Consider the following 22918-nt stretch of genomic DNA (forward strand, 5'->3'; position numbering starts at 1 on the left):
CAGACAAAGAATCTACCTTTGTTTGTCATCTAATCAAATGGGCAGCTTACCATCATGAGCTATTAATTGATACTCCCCGAATTTCTCATTCGGGGATTTTTCCTATCCTGTGGGAAGACTACGCGAACACAGGGATTGCAATGAATTTACCCACCCTTCGGGAAGGCTTCTCTACAAAACGCTACTCGAACATTAACTGCAAGCATCTTGACCGTATGCCCTACGTTGCGACTCCCCGAATGAGACTACTTCTAGGCTTTGCTGACCCTACATTACTTAAAATTTTATAGCATTTCCTCATAACATGAGGTATGTCATATTCCTCTCCTCGCTTGCAGGGTGGGTTTGTTATAACGCATTCAACCTATAGGAATCGTACTTGAATCTTGCTAAGTATACTTACAAACAAACCTTTGTGTGGCAAGCTTCTAGCCAATTTGTTTTTTCAGAAATCAAATATGAGTCCTTATAGTAACGCTATATATCACTTAAGATATCTATAGATTTGTACTGTTCTGAACGAGATTAAACTATAATTTCAGGTTGTATTTTTCGGAAAACACACAAACTTAATTGAGAAATTCAGCCTCATCAACTTGGTAATTAAGTTTGCAGTAATTGTAAATGACTCAGCTATTTAATCACAGGTATTGTAATAAGCAAGCGAAGAGTTGAAGAGCCAAGAACAGGCAATCAACTAGGAGCTTATCTAGTTCAAAACAATCCTGTTAATGGAGTCAAGTTTCATGCTAGTTCTCGAAAATAACCTGTTCACCGAAGTCACCGTTGAAGAATCTGCTACTGTTAGCGGTGGTCAAGTTGATTATTTATTTAACCTCGATCAATACCTTTACGTTTTAGGTGCTAGTGTCACTTTTGGTAATCCTGGATTGACTACAGCAGAAGTACAATTTGCTTTTGAAAGTGCATTTGATGATGATGACAACGGAGTCAACGGCGTAGCTATATAGTTTACTCCCAAATATTTACCTTGAAAAGCGAAATATACTGGCTTTTCAAGGTTAAATCAATCATCAATTAGCTATTAGCTAATTCAACTCAAAATCATCCTGTTTAACCCTTTAATGGAGTCAAATATCATGCTAGTTATCACCAAAAATACTCTGTTTACCGAAGTTTCATTTGAAGAATCTGCTACTGTCAGTGGTGGTCAAGTTACTAATTTATTTAACCTCGATCAATACCTTTACATTCTAGGTGCTGGTATCACTTTTGGTAACGCTGGATTGACAACAGACGAAATCCAGTTCGCTTTTGAAAAATCATTTGATTTCAACAACAACATATCTGCTTAATTTTCAATGAATTGGCATGAAAAAGTTCGGGGAATATATTATCCCCAGCTTTTTACAGATTGCCTAATCATACTTCAGGGATAATTGAGTAATTTTAAATTTACTAAATACTGGGGCATTTTTCAAAGTTCCAGTATTTAGATTAATCCCCTGAACAAGTATGAAAATAGCTACTGTTATTTCAAGGAGAATAAAACTAATGAATGAGAACAGACTTTTTTTCAGATTACTCAGTGCTGCGGAATCTTGTGTTGTTAGTGGCGGTGCTATGCCAACTTTCGCGCTAACTCCTACAGAGCAAAGTACAGAAGGTAGAATCATGAATGCCGATGGTTATGGACAAGACATAACTATTTATGGTTCTCAAAATTCAAACAGAAAAACTCAGCCTAATGAACCTCCTTATCAGAATTTAGCTTTACCCTCTGTGGTAAATGTAACTCCTGCAATGCGGTAAATTAAGGTGAGCCTTGATTGAGTTCAACAGCTAATCTATGCTGATAAGAGTGATGTAATTAAAGTTCCAGGTTTGTCAGGTTTCTAATCGTAATACTGCTTTTAAGAGAAAGACGATGGAGAAAAAAAGCCCACTTTTTACAGAACTATCTTCTGAAGAATCTGCTGCCATCAGTGGAGGAAGAAGGGTTCGTTTTGACTTAGATACTTACTTTTATATTTTGGGCGCGGCTGTATTATTTGGCAACCCTGGACTTACTTCCGCAGAAATTCATTTCGCTTGGATGAATTCATTCGTTTTTACAGACGATCAATTAAATAATGATAACAGCAATACAAGTGCATTTGGCACGAGCTTATCAAGAAGTTCAAGAGTAATATTCTCTAGTTTTGGCTCTGTATAAGCATTTTTGCTTTATGAAATACGATTACGTTTTACAACATAGTCAAGAAGATTGTGGTGCTGCTTGTCTAGCATCAATTGCTAAATATTATGGACGCAATTTTACACTCAGTCGCATTCGTGAAGCTGTAGGTACAGGACAATTTGGCACTACTTTACTAGGACTAAAACGGGGAGCAGAAACACTAGGATTTAATGCTCGTCCAGTGAAAACATCTCCAGAACTTTTGCAATCGATAAATGAAGCACCTTTACCAGCAATTATTCACTGGAAAGGAAATCATTGGGTGGTTTTTTATGGGAAAAAAGGTAAAAAATGTGTAATTGCTGATCCGGCTGTAGGTATTCGTTATCTGTCACCAAAAGATTTAGTAGAGGGTTGGACAGATTGGTTAATGTTGTTGTTAGAACCAGATCCGAGTTTATTTTGGCAAGGAGAAGATGATAAAATTGGCGGTTTTTGGCGTTTTTTCAAGCGTGTCTGGCATTTCCGCGGCATTTTAGCTCAAGCTTTACCTCTAAATCTCCTATTAGGAGTTTTATCTTTAGCATCTCCTTTTTTGTTACAAATTCTTACCGATGATGTTTTAGTTCGCGGTGATACTAAGCTACTAACTACGATGGCGATCGCAGTTGTAGTCATGAATTTCATTGCTAGTAGTCTAGCTTGGGTACAATCTAACCTGATTGCTCATTTTGCTCAACGTTTACAGCTAGGTTTAGTTCTAGAATTTGGACGGCAGATTCTGCGCTTACCTCTGAGCTATTATGAAGCTCGTCGCAGTGGAGAAATTGTGAGCCGTCTGCAAGATATTAACCAAATTAATCAGTTAGTTGCTCAAGTTGTTGTTAGTCTCCCTAGTAAATTTTTCGTTGCGGTAATTTCTTTTAGTTTGATGGCTTTTTATAGCTGGAAACTGACATTAGTAGCTATGTTCGTCGCTGGGATGATGACCACATCTACAATTGTGTTTCAGCCAACTTTACGGCGAAAAACCCGTGAATTATTAGTGCAGGATGCAGAAAATCAAGGTATTTTAGTAGAAACCTTTAAAGGTGCGCTGACTCTTAAAACTACTACTGCTGGTTCGCAATTTTTAGAGGAATTAAACAATCGCTTTAATCGTCTTGCAACCCTAACATTACGCACAATTCAAATTAGTATTATCAATAACACTTTTTCGGGATTTTTCTCGGCAATTGGTAGTGTAATATTACTCTGGTTTGGTGGTAATTTAGTGATTAATCCGGCAGAAAATTTGAGCATTGGACAGCTATTAGCTTTTAATTCGATGAATGGTAATTTTCTTGGCTTGATTGCTACTGTCATCAGCTTTGTTGAGGAATTTACCCGCTCAAAAACTGCCATGCAACGCTTGACAGAAGTTATCGACACTACACCAGAAAATGCTGATGATGGGAAAAAACCATTTGCTAAAATTCTACCTGATGCGGATATTATTTGTACTAACGTTAATTTTCACTATGCAGGTAGAGTTGACCTGTTAGAAGATTTTACTTTAACTATTCCTGGCGGAAAAGTTACGGCTTTAATTGGTAAATCTGGCTGTGGTAAAAGTAGTTTAGCTAAACTGATTACTGGGTTATATCCTCTGCAATCTGGTAATATCCGTATTGGATTATATAATTTAGAAGATTTAGCTTTAGATTGTTTACGTCAACAGGTGGTGCTAGTCCCTCAAGATGCTCACTTTTGGAGTCGTTCGATTGTAGAAAACTTTCGCTTAGGTGCGCCCTATGTGAGTTTTGAGCAAATTGTGAGAGCTTGCCAAATAGCTCATGCTGATGAATTTATTAGTAAACTACCAGATAAATATCAAACTGTTTTAGGTGAATTTGGAGCTAATATTTCTGGTGGTCAACGTCAACGTTTAGCAATAGCTAGAGCTATTATGACAGACCCATCAATTCTGATTTTAGATGAATCTACAGGCGGACTTGATCCAGTTAGTGAAGTGCAGGTTTTGGATCAATTATTACGTCATCGCCAAGGTAAAACCACTATTTTAATTAGTCATCGTCCGAAAGTAATTAATCGGGCTGATTGGATTGTCTTGTTAGACCAAGGTAGGTTAAAGTTGCAAGGTTCTGTAGACGAACTACGAGCTAAAACAGGAGACCATATAGATTTTTTAAATTCGTAATGGACTAACGTCCCGCTACGCTCTAAGCGCAGCTATGCCGCAGGCTTTACGTAATTACTTTAGCCAATAACAAATATCTTTCACATTCCCCAGGTTTTCTTTAATTTTGAATTGATTTATCCCTAATTCCTACCTACGTAAATAATTTCAATAATCAAAGCAGATTACTATAGGTGAAATATGCTGTATATTCAGAATCAAAAAATACTGACAGCACCCCAAGAAGATGATTTTTTACCTCCTGTTAGCATTTGGACATCTTTAGTAGGAATTTTATTGGTAGGAACTGTTGGGACAGCGATCGCACTTTCGGCTTGGATTAAATATGATGTCGTTGTCCGAACTGCTGCTACTGTTAGGCCTGTGGGTGATGTGCGCCTAGTACAACCGGAAATGGAGGGGACGGTTGAGAGTGTGCTGGTGACGGAAAATCAAATTGTTAAGCGGGGTGATGCGATCGCGCGTTTGGATACAGATCAATTACAAATCAAACAAAGTCTATTACAAAGCAATATTCAACAGGGTAAATTACAACTCATCCAAATTGATGCCCAAATCAGCACTCTAGATACTCAAATACTCGCTGAAGCTAGGTTAATTGAACGTACAATTGCATCCGCCCAAGCAGATTTAACGCGTAACCAACGAGATTACCAAGAACGACAAATTACTACTTATAGTGAATCTCTGGCTGCTGAAGCGGGTTTGCAAAAAGCCCAAGCCAACTTGCAAAAAGCCCAAGCTGATTTAGAATTTGCTGAAGTAGATCGCGATCGCTACCAGCAGTTAACGGAAATAGGTGCGATTGGTAGGCGGGAATATGAACAGAAAAAACTTGTTGTAGAACAGACTAAAGCCTTACTAGCAGCCGAAAAACAAAGTGTCGAAATTGCCCAAGCCCAATTGCAATCCGCAAAAGCGGCGGTGAACCCCAGTAACGCAACAATAGCGATCGCCACGGAACGCATCGCCCAGGAACGTGCTAGAGGTGAGGCTAGTATGGCTACGCTAAATAAAGAAAAACAAGCTCTCCAGCAGCGTAGAGTAGAAATGCAAGCCCAATTCAACCAATATCAAAAAGAACTGCAACAAGTAGCAAGACAATTACAAAGCAGTATTATTCGCGCCACTAGCGATGGTGTAATTCTCAAGTTAAATTTACGCAACCCTGGCCAAGTAGTACGCGCGAGTGAACCAATTGCAGAGATTGTTCCCCAAAATACTCCTTTAGTAATCAAAGCCATGATTCCCACCGCAGACATTAAAAAAGTAGACGTAGGGCAGAAAGTACAACTGCGCGTTGATGCTTGTCCCTACCCTGATTATGGAACTCTCCAGGCTGTAGTCAGTGCCATTTCTCCAGATGCGATCGCACCACAGCGCAATGATACCAGTACCAGTGCAAGTAATGCTGTAACCCCGACAGGGGGCTATTTTGAGGCAACAATTCAACCAGAAAATCTCAAATTTGGCAATGGCGATCGGCAATGTTACATCCAATCAGGTATGAATGCCAACGCCAACATCATTTCTCAACAAGAAACAGCATTACAATTCATACTCAGAAAAGCCAGATTAGTTACTGATTTATAAATCGGCATAAGACATTAGTTTTCGTCCCCAGTCCCCAGTCCCCAGTCCCCAGTCCCCTCTCACCTATAACCTGTCCCCAGTCCCCAGTACCCTATAAGCTATGACCCTTGTTAAATTTCTGCCATCTTATCAGAGAATTCAACAAGCATTGCAATGGTGGTCTTCTAGACAGTCAATAAAGCTTTTTCTCGAAGCTGAGAAAATTCGGGATGATTTATTGCAAGAAGCCTTTACAATTCGTCGCAATTTAGATGTGTTAACGACGGATAATTTAAATTTATCCAGCAACAAAACTCAGGAATATCTTAGACAAATTGATAATTTTCACAATTCTTTAGTACAATTAAGCAACCGCTTATTTCCTGAATCTCTACAAGATAGTTTTCCATTGGCTATTGAGTGCTTAATAGAACCCTGGCTAGAAATTAATCCACATCTATATTTTCATCTTGATTTACCAGTTTATTGGCGACATGAACAAGCATCAAATAGTTTGATTGTCTTATCAACTTTAGAGGAATTACTGACAATCACTCTACCCCATATTTTAACTCAAATTACAATTTGTATTAGTTTAAAGCAGCAAAAAAATATGGGGCAGTTAAACGTACAGATTAGCTATCCTGATATCACTACATTTGTTTGCCATACAAGCTTACCAGAATTAGATTATCTTTGTGATACTTTCCAATTTTTAACTTCAGGTAGATGTTTTTATCGTACTAGTCATCACAAAGTAGTTTGGTATTTATTTTGGTAATTATTGTCCTAAAATTTTTTGTATCTCACCTGGAAATGCTCTCTACACAATCATTTCATCGATAGAATAATCTCACTAGGTAATTTTGAAAATCAAAAATCGAAAATTTGATAGTTACATTTCCTTCTTTTTGAGTTAAATCCAAAAAATGTGCTGCGCTGCGTCCGCTACTCTTTCCCTACGGGACGCTCCGCGAACAGAGACGCCATCGTAAATCGTAAATCCAAAATTGGTTAGCAGGGTGTTAATTATGAAACAAACATTAAATGAAAAAGCACTCCTGAAAATTTTAGTCATTGATGATCATGAATCTGTTTTAAGTGGAACAGTAGAATTACTCCGAAAAAATTATTTAGATGCAGAAATTATCACAGCTATAAACGCCTATTATGCACTAGAACAAGTAAGTATTTTACAGCCTGATCTTGTAGTTATGGATCTGTCTATTCCTAAAAATATGGGAGTGACAGCGCGGCCTGATACGGGCGTGCAACTCCTCAGAACATTGATGAAAAATTATCCCGATTTAAATATTGTTGTACAAAGCGCACATATCAGAACATTAGTCAGAATTAAACCGGAAGTTGATACTCATAAAGGAGGTTTTACTGTTGCGGATAAAAGTCTTTCTACTCAAGAAATGATAACTAGAGTTGATTGGGCATTACAAGGATTAACTCACACGAAAGATATCAAAAGTATTCATTCGGGATTAGAAATTAAACCAGAGTGGCTGAAGGTCTTAAGTTTAGCATTTGATGAAGGCTTACAAGATAAAGCGATCGCAGAAAGAATGTCTATTTCTGAAAGAATGGTACGTCATTACTGGAGTAAGCTGCAAGATGCTTTAGATATTTATCCCGATCATGGTAAAAATATTCGCATTCAAACAGAAATGCGGGCTAGGGCAGAAGGGTTAATTGATTAGAGACAAATCAAGTCAAAAGTCAAAAAAATATTTCTTGTCCCTGTCCCCTGTCCCCTGTCCCCTGTCCCCTTTACCTATCACTAAAGACTGGAGAATTAACTTATGCCTCCTGGACTTTGGAATATTATCAAAGCAGAAATTGCTATGTGGCGTGTGGGAATATTACCAGGATGTGTAGTCATTTTTCTAGTAATATTAGCTCGTAACCTGGGTTTAATTCAGTCTTTAGAATGGCTAGCATTTGATAATTTTCTGCGTGTGCGTCCAGAAGAAACTATTGATGAAAGAATTGTTATTGTAGGAATTAATGAAGAAGATATTCGTCGTCATAATGACTATCAAATAGAGTCCTTCATTTCCGATCGCGATTTAGCTGCACTGTTATTAAAATTGCAGACATATCAACCTAGAGTTATTGGTTTAGATATTTATCGAGATTTACCAGTTAAACCTAGTGATGGTCAACTAGCAACCGTTTTGCAACAATATCAAAACATAATTGCTATCGAAAAAGTCTTACCAGAACCAATTCCACCCCCGCCAAACTTACCTCCAGAACAAATTGGTTTTGCCGACCAAATTACTGATATTGACGGTAAATTAAGACGAATTTTATTAGGCACACCAACATCTAGTGGCTACAAATTATCCTTGTCTGTGAGATTAGCATCAGCTTATTTAGCCCATCATAATATTTTCTTAGAAAATGGCATTCGCGATCGCGCTGCTATGCGATTCGACAAAACTGAACTACCCCGCTTTTTACCCAATTCTGGGGGATATATCCGCACAGATGCAGGCGGAGTCCAGGTATTGCTCAATTTTCGTAGTGGTCGCGCCAGATTTCGCACTTTATCGGGGAATGACATCAAAAGTGGTAAAATCAACCCAGAATGGATACGCGATCGCATCGTGATTATTGGCATCACCGCCCCCAGTCGTAAAGATTTTATTACCACTTCGGCCACTCCATCCACACAACCCGCTAAAGGGCGAGTTTATGGAGTAGAAATGCAAGCCCATGCTGTCAGTCAAATTACTAGTTCCGTCCTTGATGGTAGACCGCTATTAAACACCTGGGATGATCATTGGGAATATGTATGGGTTTTCGCCTGGGGTTTTGGCGGAATTGCTATTGCTAGACTAACTAAATCTCCCTTGATCAATTTGATAGTTGTTATTTTAGTTAGTTGTGTTTTGGTATTTATTAGTTATGTCTGCTTAATTTTGGGTTGGTGGCTACCAGTCATTCCCGCAATTTTGGTATTAATTATAAATGGCATGGAACTCACAGCTTTATATCAATATGATCAAGCTTTACGTTCAGGAATAAAAATTCGTCAAGCTATTATAGAAAGCACATTTGAAACAATTCATAATGGCCCTTTGCAAAGTCTTGCCAAAGTTTTGCAACTGCTACGAGGTCAAGATAAATCGACAAAAGAACTACTTCCAGAAATAGAAAAGGAACTAGAAAAATTAAACTACGAATTAAGAGGAATTTATGACTATTTACAGCAGGAATCCTTAGATAAAGATACAAGTCTTTATTTAGGGAATAATCTGGTATTAAATTTACAAGAACCTCTGCACGATATTCTCTATCAAGTTTATAGTTATACTTTAGAACGAAATTTTCCCTGTTTTAAACATATTCGAGTTAAAATTCGCAGCTTTGAACCTTTAGATGAGCGATATTTAAACATCGAACAAAAGCGTGGAATTTGTAGATTTTTAGAAGAAGCTTTGTGTAATGTTGGTAAGCACGCCACAGGTGCAACCCGCCTGCAAGTTACTTGTGCTGCATTGGACGGCTGGTACACTTTGGCTGTGATTGACGATGGCTTAGGAGTCAATTCTGCTAAAGAAGGCCGGGGAACGCAACAGTTTATTAATTTAGCAAAACAACTGCAAGGAAAATTTCAGCGATCGCCCCTTTCTCCTCATGGTACTATTTGTCAATTATCTTGGCGAATGGATAGTTGACACTCGCCGCAATAAATTGACGGCGATTCTAGCGGTTGTCCAAGTGAGGGATAAATCCACTCACTTGGACAGTTCACACTAATAGGGGACTGTCATTGACCCCACCCTCTGCATCGACTGTACCCATTGCAGATACAGCTTCCTGAAGACCCAGAGGGCATGAAAAACCTATCCACTGACCTATATTACTGGCCGCATTAAAATCAGCATTACACCTATACCCGTCATAGCCTCTAAACCAATTCCCATTTCTCACACCCAGCACTCCGTTGCGGTGGTCAGTTTTACTAGTGTATGGGGCAGGTATGGATTCAACGGGTACACCCGCACGAATTGCTTTGTATCGAGTGAACAATTCCAGCTGATAGAACGCCCATGTATCGCGGTTGTTTGCAGCGTCAGATTTAGTTTTCTGTTTCTGCTTCATCGTCTGACGACACCCAGACAAATCTTCAAACCGCAACCCCATTCCAAAGTCACTGGCGAACTGCACCAACTGCTTTGAAATCACATGGTTAATATGGGTCATGATACGTCTTTCACGTTGCTCTAGTCGCTTCACTTCCTTCAGCTGTTTGGCTTGTTGTAACTTGCGGCGAGTGCGTTGAAACTGTCTTCTTAGTGCCTTAACTCGTCCGCCCCGCCAAAACTTACCAAAACCATTAGGCAGTGCCGCAACAGCAATATTTGTTTGTCCTCTGTCTACTCCCATCCAGCCTTTGACTAATTGTGGTACAGCAACTTGCATTGACACACTAATCAGTGCGTACCAAATTCCTTTTTTAGATTTGTATAACTTGAGAGAACCTAATTTAGCCTCTCCCGAAATCACTTTATCTAAAACATCAGTATGCGAACCTTGGTGAATAGATAGAGGTATTCGCCCTTTCCGTCCTCTCAATAAATTGAAAGCAACGGTGTAGAAATTGCCTTGCTTAGATATCTCGAAATTTTGATTATTAGTTTCTAGCCAAACTCGCTTAAATCGCTGGACTTTTGTTTTTGCGTTTGTATTACGAATAGTTTGGTTAATCCAAGCTGAACCTATTTCTACATGGCGAAAGGCAGAACTTGTCAACTTAGCACGTTCTTTTTTATCGATTAAAAGCAAGTCGTTAGCCACTTGAGTATTGATGGTAGTTAGCCTTTCAAGCTCAAGGGCTTTTACTTGATTTAGTCGATAAAAAGGTAGTTTTAATGTTAAGGTTAGTTCTGACATGACTGTATCTTACAATATCTGTAAGATAAGGACAAATGAATTTCTCCTGTTCGCTTATATCCCCCGGTTAAAAACACGGGGGCTTTACGCATCACTCTCGTAATGGGGATTGGATATGGGGTAATGAATCAGTTGTTAGACCTGCCTTGAAAATAGGGAGTGGGGAGTAGGGAAAATAATAGGTTCTGAAATAATAGGATTTCTGGCAATTATTTAGTGCGTTCTCCGCTCTTTTAGTAGTAAAACTTTTAAAAAGTGGTATCCGGATCAACCGCACTATCCTGCTGCACCCCGCCGGCTAAATCTAATACAAAAATCAGAGCTTGCTTGATTTCAAGCATCGTTTCGTCTGACAACTCTCCTAATTTGCGCTCTAGTCTTGCCGCAGAAATTGAGCCTAAACCTTGTAAATTGGCAACAGAACCCTGTCGGAGAAAAGACACATTGGGCAGTTTAACTTCGTAGGTACTCCCTCGATTTTGTGTCGTCACAGGTATGTAGAGAATTAAAGCGCGAGGTGGATTTGGATCATAACGAGACACAATGACAATGGGACGCGTCTTAGCTGCAAGTCCTAAATCTACTAGCCATACTTCACCAGGTTTAGGGTTCATCAATCAGATCCAATACTTCTTGTTCAACTACTCTAGAGCGAAGAATATCTAGAGCATCTTGGTCTGCCAATTCAATGATTTCTACAAGGCACTGGCGTACCTGTTCAACAATATCAGGTTTCCATTGGCGCAGTTTGATGTCAAGTTCTTGAACTAAAGCATCCATATCAAATTCTGACAACGAATATTATCTCTATTTTATCTGAATAGAGCCAGAGAACTCCCGGTACAGCCACAAACTTACCGGGAGACGGCATTTGCTACAAGTCGGCGTAGCCGCCCAATGCGCGGCCTTATGAATAGCGACCAATATAAATTATTGATTTCCAATTCGCCTCTAAGTATTTAATTACCCACACGCCAAACTCTGATAGTGTTATCTTCACTACCACTAATGAGACTTTGACCGTCAGGTGTAAAAACGACGGATGTAACTGTGTTTTCATGCCCAACGAGGGTACGAAGTTCTTCACCGGTTTCTAAGTTCCAGAGTTTGATGGTGCGATCGCGGCTAGCACTGGCGAGGGTGTTACCATCAGGACTAAAGGCAATAGCCGTAACTGTTTCCGTACTACCTTGGAGAGTGCGGAGTCTTGTACCTTCGTCTAAATTCCAGATTTTGATGGTGCGATCGCGGCTAGCACTGGCGAGGGTGTTACCATCAGGACTAAAGGCAATTGATGTCACTGTCTCGCCACTACCTGCAATTGTGCGGATGAGAGATTCAGCTTGTAAATTCCAGATTTTGATGGTTTTATCAAAACTACCACTAGCAATAGTCACATTATCGGTACTAATTGCAACAGAACGTATCCAAAATCTATGACCTCTGAGTGAAGTGATTAATCTGCCGTTAGCTAGATTCCAGACTTTGATAGTTTTGTCATCACTACCACTTACCAAGGTTTTACTATTGGGACTGATAGCTAAAGCGTGAATTGCGTCGCTATGGGCGGCTAAGGTGTGAATTACCTGACGAGTTTTCAGATTCCAGATTTTAACGGTGTTGTCATCACTACCACTCACCAAGGTTTTACCATCGGGACTAATGGCTACTACATTGACTTTGCGGGAGTGTCCTTTTAAAGTAGCGATTTCTTCACTGGTGGCGATATTCCATAATTTAATGGTGCGATCGTCTCCACTGCTAGCAATGATTTTACCATCTCGGCTGACGGCGACAGAGGAAACAGCGTTTTCATGTCCTGGGAGGGTGTTGGCTAAAGCCACCTCTCTCAAGGTTGTTTTTTGTGGCTGTGCTAAAAACGCTTTCCCCGGTGCGGAATTATTGTGACGCTGAATCAGCTTTGGGGATAAACTGCTGTAAATCCGGCGATATTGGTCATACCAAGATTCACTAAACCCAAATAATAGAATTAAAGCCGACACTAACACACCAGTTCGCATTAAGCCGCGTAAGATTCCTAAACGTGGTGTCTGATGTACTTGGGTGGAAGGGATTTTTCCCGATGTTTGTCCGGCAGCTGGTAATGCAAGCTGCTGTTTGGGAGTGATATCTTGCAGGGCTTCATCGGCTGATTGGTAGCGGTCTTTGAGGTCTTTTTGCAACAGTTTATCCAGCACAAAATCCAACTCTGGATGAATAGGACGGTGCAAATATTTCCGCCAATTAGTTACCCAACCATAGCCGTGTTCCATCCACAATTGGAAGGGCGAAACTCCCGTTAACAGGTGAAAGCAGGTAGCCCCCAAGGCAAATAAATCACTAGCTGCATAAGCTTTACCATCCCGGATTTGTTCTAGGGGTGAGTAACCATGTGAACCAATCGATGTCCCAAAATTCTGGGCTTTGGCGGTTAATTGCTTAGAAGAACCAAAATCAATGAGATTTAATCGCCCATCACTGCGACAACGGATAATATTTTCTGGTTTGATGTCACGATGAATTACACCGCGATCGTGAATAAATTTCAGGACAGGTAGTATATCTAAGAGAATGGCTTGAATTTCCCCTGGCCTATAGTTTTTGCGTTGCTGCAACTCCTTTAATAAGTTCTGTCCATTAATAAACTGTTGTACTAAATACAAGCAGTTGTCTTGTTCAAAATAAGCCAACAGTGTGGGAATTTGGGGATGTTCTCCTAGTTCTTGTAATCGTTTAGCTTCTTCAGCAAACAACTCTACGGCTTTTTTTTGTGACCAAGTTCCTTGAAATTTTGGTGCTAATTGTTTAATGACACAATGTTCATTTAATTTATCTTTATCTTCTGATAGATAGGTTCTACCAAATCCTCCCTCATCAGAAAGCACGCGGATGACACGGAAGCGATTTCTTAACAGTGATACTAAAGGAGTACCACAACTTTGACAAGACTTTTTTCCATCTGAATTATGAGGATTTAGGCAATCTGGATTTAAGCAGCAGATCATGTTCTGATAAGTGCGGCTGCATGAAAAATTATGTTAAGTTAACCCCGTAATTTCCCTGAATGTACAGACGTAGCACTGCTATGCCTCTACTCTAATGGTGTTAGGAATTGGGGTTTTATTGATATGGTAAATCTTGGTAAATGCTAGTACAAACAGGCAGTCCCTAAGCAGGATTCTTTCTACCTGATTAATTATTCTCTCGATTATATAATATTCCGCAATAAAATGTCGTGTTCTAGAGGTGTTTAGGCTAGATGCTAGTATTTTGCCAAATTGCAGGTGATGAGTCAGCACGTTCTTAGTCAGGGCTTTAGTCCTGACTAAGAACTAAAGTTCTTACTACAAACTTTTCTGCCTCAATATAATTGACTTTGAGACTGTCTGGTTTTTAGTTTGGCTCTCCATTCCCGAATAGCAATCGCAGTTCTGGCTATAGGTGATAGGTATTCTTGAGCAGGATCTATTTTTGCTGGAAGTGTATTTTTGATGGGTTGGGTAGTCAAACAGTTACTTAAGTTTGGCATATCACTTTCTACCCTCAAAGCTCTAGTAACATCACTAGGTTTCTGGAAGCGTTCATTGAGGGAAAACTTTAACATTTTGTTTAAGATATGAGCAAAACTGTCACTCACATTTACATATTTATACCAACATATTTCACCAGTCTGGCTATGATTTTCCATTTCTAATGGCCCTTTGCCAGTTAACAAGTAAACACAAGTCATCCCTAGGGCATAAATATCACTAGCATATACAGGACGCAGAGAAAATTGTTCTGGTGGTGCAAACCCCATTGTGCCTACAAAGTGAGTATTCATGATGGAATTGAGTGAATCATTCCCAACATCAACCAAGTTTTCTTTGACTGCGCCAAAATCTATCAAGACTATGCGCTGATCATCCGCACAGCGCAGTAGATTTAGGGGTTTAATATCTCGATGAATGACTTGATTTTGATAGAGATATTGCAAAATTGGCAGTAATTCCCGCAAAAACTGTTTTACTTCAGCTTCTGTCTTTGTACCATTACGCCTGACTTCTCGCGCTAAAGTCCAACCCTGGATGTATTCTTGCACTAAATACAGTTCCCCGTCGCCTTCAAAATAGTCTAGCAACATGGGAATTTGCGAATGGCTACCAAGTTTAGCTAAGGTTTTAGCCTCCTGCACAAAACGGTTACACGCATTTTGCCAACTTTTCGTGCTAGTTACCTTCGGACAAAGTTGTTTAATCACACATAGAGGATTACCGGGTAATACCGCATCTTGTGCGAGAAAAGTGATACCAAAACCACCCCTACCTAAAATACGTAATATTTCATAGCGATCGCGGAATAGTTGCTTAGAACCACACATTTGAGCCAGCCGATTTTGTTCTAAGCTGTACTCCCGAAGATTTGTGATGTTCCCAGAAAAACGATTCATAGCTCAAACAATGGCTGGCAGGTAATGTTATTAATCTAACCACAATTTTTTATCTATATTAGTATCATTACTGCTTCTTTGCCAAATCATAATTTCTGCTACACAATAACTACCAATTTACTATCAAAAATTTAATATTTCTTTTATAAATTTATCCTGATCATCTGATGAATGCTTGGAAGGTCGGGAGTTTGGTGATTTTGATCAAGCTAGTTGTTGAGGATTAAATATCCCAGTATTTTTACTCATTCATGAGACCGAAAAACCCCGGCTTTCTCGATAAACCGGGGTTCTAAATTATCTAACCTTTCACGATCGCTTAATTATGGCTTTTTAGGTTAGAAAACAGACTATTAGTTAGTATTCGATAACATATCTGCCATTATGATTAAGGCAAGAAGTTGGTATATTTACATATCCTAGACCTTGCCCTGATCTCCGGAAATCGGCATAAATCCGAGCATAATTTCTGCCATCTCTACCTTTGTAAATTCGGTTGAGTGGGTAGTAACCGCGATTGACTGTTCCAACAACTTTTCCGCTATTGTTATAAGTCACACATGAGGAGTTTTTGACATAAACTCTGGTGTTATTAGCAGAAGCAGGCAAGCTAGTCAAAGACAATGAAGTGCCTGCAATCAGAGTGATAGTGGCAAGTTTGATGGGGTTGGAGAATAAATTAATCATAAAAAAAATCGGTAAGTGGGAAACTCAGTCACTTTAGTGCTGAGAGGAAAACGACTCGCACGGTTTTAACCGCCTTGAATATTCGCCTTGGGGTTACTCTGTTTGGTGTGCTGTTGTACTGCACTTAAGGGCGGGACAATTACCGTTTCAAACTTTTCACCCTGTACGCATAATGTTTTTGCTCAATAGAGCCTTCCCTTGCGGGAGTAAAGTTAGCCTAGTCAATGTTTTAAGAGCTTGTTAGGCTTGCAACACTGTTCCAGTGACCTTAGAACTGTTTAATCACAAGCGACAGAGCAGGGGACTGGCTGCGTATCCCAGGGTGTCGTAACTCAAAAAACGTAGTCAGCTAAGACTTAGACGGGTCAGTACGGCTTGCTTGATTACTCTTACAAGTCCAGTCCCTTTAGGGCTGGGTTACTGACTGTTTCTTCCTTATTCTGTTTTTTACTCCAGTTTTTGCCTCCCACATTCCGGATTCAGTTCTAATAATTTTTGAATTAAGATAATTTGCCGAAACAATAAAACCCGTAGAGACGTTGCATTGCAGCGTCTCTACGGGTTTGGCATAAAGATTGGGCAATGGTAACTCTTTACCATGCCCAATGCCTCAAAAATCTACCCAGAATGGGATGAAGTTTTTTATTAAAGAGTCAAGGATTGAGGGTTAGTCTCAATCAACTTAGCCAAGTCTTGTAAAAACGCCGCCGCATCAGCACCATAAATAATACGGTGATCAGAAGTAATATTGACCTGCATTTGTTGACGCACACCAAACAAACCGTCTGGGGTAGCTACAACTTGGGGACGAGATGCACCGATCGCTAAAATTGAACCTTGTCCGGGGGGTAAAATGGCATCAAATGTATCTACACCATACATTCCCAAGTTAGACAGGGTGAAAGTACCACTGTTATACTCATCGGGTTGCAGTTGTTTGGCTCTGGCGCGTTCTACTAGAGACTTCCAGCTGCGTGAGAGGGAATAAATGTCTACTTGGTCGGCATTTTTTAATACTGGTGTAATTAAACCGCCATCATCCATCGCCACAGCTACGGCAATATTGATGTCGCCATGATAAACTACACCTTGATCAGAATAGCTAGCATTTAAAAGTGGGTGTTTTTGTAATGTCACCGCTACGGCTTTCGCCAGTAACGCTGTCATTGTTACGCCTTTGGATTTAATTTGTTTGTAAAGTTTGTCTAACCCATCAGTGGTGATTGTGTAACTAACACGGAATTCTGGTACTGCTAGGCTAGCTACCATATTCCGAATGACGGCGTTTTGTAGAGCATTGAATGGTGTTATTTGACCAGGAACGGCTGCTACTGGTGCGGGTGTTCGTGGTGCTGGTGGTGCAACTGGGGTGATGCTTGGTGCGGGGGTTGTGGGAGCAGTAGGTGCAGTAGTTCTACCCACGACAGATTCTACATCCTCGGCGACAATCCGACCGTAAGGGCCACTACCTTTGAGAGTAGTCAAATCCACTTTCAATTCTTTGGCTAACTTACGCGCTCTTGGTGAAGCTACGAGTCTACCTTCCTGATGGTTAGACCCATTTTGAGATGCTACAGTTGGTGTTCCCACTGAGGCTGTAGCTGCAACCAGTTGAGGTGTAGCTGTAGGAGTAGCTGCTGCACCGCCGGAATTGCCCATAGATTTGGCAGCTTCGATTTCGGCTTCAGTTTCGGCAACATAAGCGATCGCAGCTCCTACAGGCGCACTGTCACCTGCTTGGACTACGATATGTGCGAGATACCCTTCATAGAAGGTTTCTACATCCATATCTGCCTTATCTGACTCAACAACCACCACTGTTTCGCCTTTTTCCACTTTATCCCCCGGCGATTTTACCCAGGAGACAATTTTGCCTTCGGTCATAGTGGAACTCAGCGCCGGCATGAATACTTCGTGAATGCTCATATGGTGGTTCTAGAATCAATGGGTTTATGGACTTTAACAGCTTTTGCCAGATCGAATTGTATCTTAGCTGGAGAGTTTTATGGTTGAGATTTTCTATTTTAAATCGGGAATTGGGCATTGGGAATTGGCTTCAAATCTTCCCTGTCACCTGTCCCCTCGGAACATCCCAGCGACAATGAGGTCTATTGCTTCCATGTAATAATCGATTGTTGCTGCTGGCTATCAGTCTCTTCTAGCATGAGTTTTTCACAATTTTTATGAAATTTTCATATATTTTTGTATCACTCATCAGCAATTATCAGAAATTAGGAGCTTTCCCAAGGAAGATTATAGGGAGTAATTAGTTGTTAAACATCAATTGAAAATCCCAAATTGACCATTAGTTTTTTTACAATGCGTATTTAGTTTTATGTCAGTAAAACTGAAGTTCTTCTTGATTTTGATACTTAGTATCTTTGCTACTGCTGGTGCTGGTGTTTATATGATTCAGTACCAAACAGCAATACCAATCGTGGATAATATCAATGCTCAACCACAGCCCTTGTCAGACGTACAACATTCTCAAGAGATTGTGGAAGACTCGGAACGCGCTCAATATGAAAATATACCTTTAGAAAGTGTCAATTCTCCCTTACAAGGTAGCGATCCGGCGAAGCTGGCGGTGAATTTATTAGATGATTTTCAACCCACAAAGAGCGATCGCCAGGTAGAAGTTACCTATCCACAACCGAATCAAGCTTTAGTGACAGTGATTCAAACACCGTCTCAGGGTGATTCATCTACGGCGATGAAATATCGAGTGGAGATGAATCGTTTCGGGCGATCGCTCTTATCAAGTTCACCTCCAATTTGGCAAATTGTTTGGGTGGGTTCTAAAAGTCAATGTCAAGCTGAGTGCTGAGTGCTGAGTGCTGAGTGCTGAGTGCTGAGTAATGAGTAATGAGTAGTGAGTAGTGAGTAATGAGTAGTGAGTAATGAGTAGTGAGTAATGAGTAATGAGTAGTGAGTAGTGAGTAATGAGTAGTGAGTAGTGAGTAATGAGTAATGAGTGTGGTGTGTGGAGTGCTATTAGCGGTAGCGGGGCGTGGGCAACGTCCTGAATTAAAAGACCGCCCACGAGGGGCGGGGTATCATACATTTAATTTGAGAATTCGCAACTTTAATTAAAGATCGCCACGAATTTCTTCAACAACTCCATCTCGGAGAACGATTTCAACTTGCATTTTGCTAATTAAGTTATCGCCCCGTTCGACACGGAAAAAGCCTTCCATTTGGAATTGATTCACTTCTTGATCCAACTCCAGCAATTGTACTTGTTGGAGATTTTGCAGCATTTGGTTTTTCTGCTCTAGGAATTCGGTTTTCTTTTGATTGATTTGCTGTTGGATATTATCAATTTGTTGGAGGGTTTGGGGGCCAGGTGGCTGGAGACTTTGCTTTTGAATGGCAGAAATCGCTCTTTGTCCTTCAACGTCCAACTGTTGCAATTGCTGATCAAGTTGGTTGATTTGCGCTTGCAGTTGTTGTTGCACTTCCTCTTTCCAGAGGGGAGTGACAATAACTTTGACGTTAACGACGCGCTTTAAAAGCAGATTAGGATTGGAGACATCAGTCATAAAAATTTCACGTTCACTCTTGTATTTTGCAGTCTGGAATTATTAGGCAAACATGGCGGCAATCATATCGTGGTAGCGTTCCATGACAACGTGTCGCCGGATTTTCAGCGTTTGTGTCATTAAGCCATTTTCCATCGAAAACGGCTCTAGAATCAGTCTAAACGGCCCTACACGGTCATCTGAGCGATAACCCGGACGGTTCTGCACTTCCCGATTTAATTCTTGCCGGAATAAATCCTGGATCATTTTACTCTCCAGGGTGATGGTTTCACTGGATGAAGAGGTTAAATTATCATCCTGCGTAACTAAGGTAAGATTTTGACCCTCAGCCCATTTTTCCAAAGCTTCTAGGTTGGGGACAATCAAAGCACCGATACAGCGTTGGTCTTGTCCAACTAGCATAATCTGGTCAATGTAGGGCGATCGCAAGCAAGCATCCTCGATGGGTTGCGGCTCGATATTTTCCCCATTGGTCAAGACAATCGTATCTTTTGCCCTTCCCGTCAGCACTAGGTCATTATATGGTGTTATCCAGCCTAAGTCACCGCTATCAAACCAACCTTCAGCATCAATGACTTTGGCTGTAGCTTCAGGATTTTGGTAATAGCCTTGCATGATTTGTGGCCCTCGCAACAACACCAAACCTCGTTGTCCATCTGCTAAAGGTCTGCGAGTTTCAGGGTCTACAATCTTAACTTCTGTACCGGGAATTGGTTGTCCGGATGAACCGCGCAAATTGTGCCAAGGACGGCGGGCGTTGGTAACGGGGGAAGTTTCTGTTAAACCGTAACCTTGTAAAATTTCTACACCAACAATTTCAAAAAAGTTATCTATATGTCGGGGTAATGCACCACCACCGCTAATGACGTGTTTGATGCGTCCTCCTGTGGCTTCCCGGACTTTGGCGTAAACTAAACGTTCTCCTAGGGCGTGGAGGGGAAATAAAGCTGATGCTAATATTCTTGCCCCTAAACGTCCCATAGAGGAGACATGAATATGATCTAAACTTAAGCCTTGAGCAATTCTCTTGGCTTTAATATATCTCTCACTCGCACCTAGTAAAGAATAGATGAGGCGTTGTTTTTTTGCTGGTTGTTCGCGAAACTGCTTCTGCACACCTTCATGAATCGATTCCCACAACCGGGGAACGGCAATCATGTAATGGGGTTTGAAGTCTTTTAAATCTTTTTTAACGGAACGTAAATTAGTATAAACCTGCGTACAACCTTGAGAAAGCAAGAAATACTCACCACTACGTTCGTAACTGTGCCAAGTGGGAAGAATGCTTAAAACTATATTCCCTGGTTGGGGTTGTACTACTGTTCCCAGGGTTTTGACTTGGTGCAATAAGTTGCCATGAGAAAGCATCACTCCCTTGGGTTTACCTGTAGTCCCAGAGGTGTAAATCAAGGTGGCGAGATTTTCTGAGGTTTGCTTGACTTTCACTAGGGTATGGTTAGTACCAAGTTCTAGTAATTGGCTATAGTTGAGGATTTTGATAGTTTCCTCGGCTGGTGGCGTTTCATCGGAAAGTAAGATAATGAACTCAATTGGTAAATCGTTAAGGCGATCGCGGAGTTTCTGGAGTGTCTTTAAATCTTCGACTACTAAAGCTTTACTACCACTATTAGCCACGATATACAGCAGTTCTTCCCGTTCAGCCTGGGAACTCCGCACCGCGTTTACTCCCCCGGCTGTGAGTATGCCTTGATCGGCGATGAACCAACGTGGACTATTATCTGCAATTAAGGAAAGGCGATCACCTCCGGTGGGCGGAACGCCATCGCCTACTTGTACTCCCAAGACTTGTAAACCAGTCGCGAATTGCTGAATTTTTTCTGCTAACTGGCTATAAGTGATTTTTACCTCTGGTTTAGCATGGGGATTGTGCAGAGCCACAATGTCACCAAATTTTTGCGCTGCCAATGGCCAAATTTCTGGCAGTGACTCTACGTTGGTATAATCTACCAAACGCTGTATTGATAGACTTTCTTGCTTGCTAATATTGGCTAAAAGAGAAGACCCCGGTTGGATGGTTATCATCACATATCACCTCAAATTCAAAATTGGCTCTGTCTAAATTGATTCTGCTATTACGCTACAATATCGCTTATCTATATCTACATCACTCACGATGTAGTCAGTTTCGCAACCTTAACACTTAGCTAAACCAAAACGAAGCCTGTTGAGATCGGCAATAAAGTAATCAATCGGACATGATTATGATATGACTCTATGCTAAGGTAAATTTATATAAACCAAAATCTATGGTTTTTAGGTAGGAATTCAGAACACAGAAGTCGGAACTTATGATTTATCAGTGTTTGGTATCGTTGATAGATTCATTAAGTAGAGTAATCTCCCGATTTTGGTAATAGGTCTGACTCTTAAATTCTGACTGCTAAATCCACTCTGCAAATATCAATAGCGGCCACCTAATTATTGCATGGGGGTGATTACCTATGGGTTTACTAGACACTTTCTTACTAACTCTGATCAATGTTTTAGCCTGTTTGGCGTTACCCAAGCTTTTATCATTGATTCTCTCACCACCTCAAAGCAAACAGAATCACAGACTACTCAAGGTTGTAAAATGGCGAGAAACAGGTAGGGGTATGACTAGTTTTCCCTACTGTACGACTTACACCTTAACGGGTAGGGAGTTTTGTAAATTCAGCCCACATTTTTGTGCCAAATGTTCTCCGAATTGATTGACTATTTTTGGTTCTCTTCTCTGCACAATTAAGACCGAATTTGTACTTATATCAATTCGATGAATCTTGATTATTAGTTTTTGTTGCAACCTTGCGAAAACTTCAAAATTAGACTGTTATCCTCAGTTCTAATGAAGTGTTTTTCGTAAGGTATTTTTGATTTTAATATACAAATATTTTAAGTTATTCAGTGAGATCAATATATAGATAAAAATAGATTTTGGTGTTATTTCTTCAGAGGAGGTATAAAAATACTTTTGCTTAATAAAAATATACATAGACTAAACTTATGGATAGCAGAAGAAAATCAAAATATGTGATCAATGATGCAATTTGTAATTCACACTAAGATAAGGATGGATCACAAATTTTAAACCAAGGGTAAGTCTATGAGTTTCATTGATGGTATCCTCTTAACTATTGTCAATACCGTTGTTTGTCTTGGGCTACCAAAGTTGCTGTCTGTAATTTCGGCTATGAAAATAAAGAATATTGTGTCAGCACAGCCTACGATGGAATCACAAGATACTAGGGCGAATATTCCTAGTTATGTGGATGTAGTTTCTTAATTAAAGCAGCAAGCTATCGTCTGCGCCCCATCGGGGGCGATCGCATATGCTTGCACATGGAAATTTAAAACCACAAATACTCAAAAAAAGCTACAAAATTAGGACTTACGCATTGACAAAAAACATCATCTATAGAACCTAGGGATGCTAG

20 protein-coding genes are annotated in these 22918 nt (G+C 40.3%); 11 read left to right on the forward strand and 9 right to left on the reverse strand.

Annotated elements, in window-relative coordinates; all coding sequences use genetic code 11:
• The first annotated feature begins 746 nt into the window (after positions 1-746).
• From ACM0OR_RS07345 to ACM0OR_RS07385, 9 genes are all read left to right on the forward strand, one after another.
• Positions 747-971 carry a hypothetical protein gene (locus ACM0OR_RS07345; protein ID WP_414575669.1) on the forward strand — a complete coding sequence of 75 codons (225 nt, stop codon included), beginning with the start codon at positions 747-749 and terminating at the stop codon, positions 969-971.
• 129 nt (positions 972-1100) lie between these two features.
• Positions 1101-1316 (forward strand): hypothetical protein, encoded by a 216-nt coding sequence (locus tag ACM0OR_RS07350; protein WP_414575670.1) that lies wholly within the window; start codon positions 1101-1103, stop codon positions 1314-1316.
• 199 nt (positions 1317-1515) lie between these two features.
• On the forward strand, positions 1516-1773 hold the full coding sequence (locus ACM0OR_RS07355) for a hypothetical protein (RefSeq protein ID WP_414575672.1): 258 nt from the start codon (positions 1516-1518) through the stop codon (positions 1771-1773).
• Positions 1774-1888: 115 nt separating this feature from the next.
• The gene (locus ACM0OR_RS07360) at positions 1889-2176 is read left to right on the forward strand and encodes a hypothetical protein (RefSeq protein WP_414575673.1); all 288 of its coding nucleotides are present in this window, start codon (positions 1889-1891) and stop codon (positions 2174-2176) included.
• 13 nt (positions 2177-2189) lie between these two features.
• Entirely contained in the window at positions 2190-4340 is a 2151-nt protein-coding gene (locus ACM0OR_RS07365) for a peptidase domain-containing ABC transporter (RefSeq protein WP_414575675.1), read from the forward strand.
• 180 nt (positions 4341-4520) lie between these two features.
• Positions 4521-5933: an HlyD family efflux transporter periplasmic adaptor subunit gene (locus ACM0OR_RS07370; protein WP_414575676.1), complete on the forward strand. Its 1413-nt coding sequence runs from the start codon at positions 4521-4523 to the stop codon at positions 5931-5933.
• 100 nt (positions 5934-6033) lie between these two features.
• Entirely contained in the window at positions 6034-6693 is a 660-nt protein-coding gene (locus ACM0OR_RS07375; protein WP_414575677.1) for a hypothetical protein, read from the forward strand.
• Between the two features lie 250 nt (positions 6694-6943).
• Positions 6944-7621 carry a response regulator transcription factor gene (locus tag ACM0OR_RS07380; protein ID WP_323268082.1) on the forward strand — a complete coding sequence of 226 codons (678 nt, stop codon included), beginning with the start codon at positions 6944-6946 and terminating at the stop codon, positions 7619-7621.
• A 102-nt stretch (positions 7622-7723) separates the two neighbouring features.
• On the forward strand, positions 7724-9607 hold the full coding sequence (locus ACM0OR_RS07385) for a CHASE2 domain-containing protein (protein WP_414575679.1): 1884 nt from the start codon (positions 7724-7726) through the stop codon (positions 9605-9607).
• Positions 9608-9680: 73 nt separating this feature from the next.
• Here ACM0OR_RS07385 and ACM0OR_RS07390 read toward each other — a convergent pair whose 3' ends face one another.
• The 7 genes from ACM0OR_RS07390 to ACM0OR_RS07420 form a co-directional block, all read right to left on the reverse strand.
• Entirely contained in the window at positions 9681-10826 is a 1146-nt protein-coding gene (locus ACM0OR_RS07390; protein WP_323268080.1) for a transposase, read from the reverse strand.
• A gap of 248 nt (positions 10827-11074) precedes the next feature.
• Positions 11075-11440, reverse strand: coding sequence for a type II toxin-antitoxin system PemK/MazF family toxin (locus tag ACM0OR_RS07395; RefSeq protein ID WP_323268079.1), 366 nt, complete (start codon positions 11438-11440; stop codon positions 11075-11077).
• A complete protein-coding gene (locus ACM0OR_RS07400; RefSeq protein WP_190698249.1) occupies positions 11430-11606 on the reverse strand; it encodes a hypothetical protein in 177 nt (58 codons plus the stop codon). The genes ACM0OR_RS07395 and ACM0OR_RS07400 overlap by 11 nt, the downstream gene beginning before the upstream one ends.
• A gap of 179 nt (positions 11607-11785) precedes the next feature.
• Complete coding sequence (locus ACM0OR_RS07405) at positions 11786-13831, reverse strand: protein kinase domain-containing protein (RefSeq protein WP_414575680.1); 2046 nt, start codon at positions 13829-13831, stop codon at positions 11786-11788.
• A gap of 356 nt (positions 13832-14187) precedes the next feature.
• Positions 14188-15255, reverse strand: a complete 1068-nt coding sequence (locus ACM0OR_RS07410; protein ID WP_414575681.1) for a protein kinase domain-containing protein — start codon at positions 15253-15255, stop codon at positions 14188-14190.
• Between the two features lie 357 nt (positions 15256-15612).
• The gene (locus tag ACM0OR_RS07415; protein WP_323268223.1) at positions 15613-15942 is read right to left on the reverse strand and encodes a hypothetical protein; all 330 of its coding nucleotides are present in this window, start codon (positions 15940-15942) and stop codon (positions 15613-15615) included.
• 645 nt (positions 15943-16587) lie between these two features.
• Positions 16588-17868, reverse strand: coding sequence for a dihydrolipoamide acetyltransferase family protein (locus ACM0OR_RS07420; RefSeq protein WP_414575682.1), 1281 nt, complete (start codon positions 17866-17868; stop codon positions 16588-16590).
• 409 nt (positions 17869-18277) lie between these two features.
• Between ACM0OR_RS07420 and ACM0OR_RS07425 the strand changes: the two genes are divergently transcribed.
• Positions 18278-18769, forward strand: coding sequence for a hypothetical protein (locus tag ACM0OR_RS07425; protein ID WP_414575683.1), 492 nt, complete (start codon positions 18278-18280; stop codon positions 18767-18769).
• 262 nt (positions 18770-19031) lie between these two features.
• Here the strand turns inward: ACM0OR_RS07425 and ACM0OR_RS07430 are convergent, their stop codons facing one another.
• Together ACM0OR_RS07430 and ACM0OR_RS07435 are read right to left on the reverse strand one after the other, a co-directional pair.
• The gene (locus ACM0OR_RS07430) at positions 19032-19484 is read right to left on the reverse strand and encodes a YlqD family protein (protein ID WP_190698205.1); all 453 of its coding nucleotides are present in this window, start codon (positions 19482-19484) and stop codon (positions 19032-19034) included.
• A gap of 42 nt (positions 19485-19526) precedes the next feature.
• Complete coding sequence (locus tag ACM0OR_RS07435) at positions 19527-21527, reverse strand: AMP-dependent synthetase/ligase (RefSeq protein WP_414575687.1); 2001 nt, start codon at positions 21525-21527, stop codon at positions 19527-19529.
• Between the two features lie 1060 nt (positions 21528-22587).
• Between ACM0OR_RS07435 and ACM0OR_RS07440 the strand changes: the two genes are divergently transcribed.
• The gene (locus ACM0OR_RS07440) at positions 22588-22767 is read left to right on the forward strand and encodes a hypothetical protein (RefSeq protein ID WP_414575684.1); all 180 of its coding nucleotides are present in this window, start codon (positions 22588-22590) and stop codon (positions 22765-22767) included.
• Positions 22768-22918 lie beyond the last annotated feature (151 nt).

Source organism: Anabaena sp. CCY 9402-a, assembly GCF_963920945.1.
In the GTDB taxonomy this organism is placed as follows: Bacteria; Cyanobacteriota; Cyanobacteriia; order Cyanobacteriales; family Nostocaceae; genus Trichormus; species Trichormus minutissimus.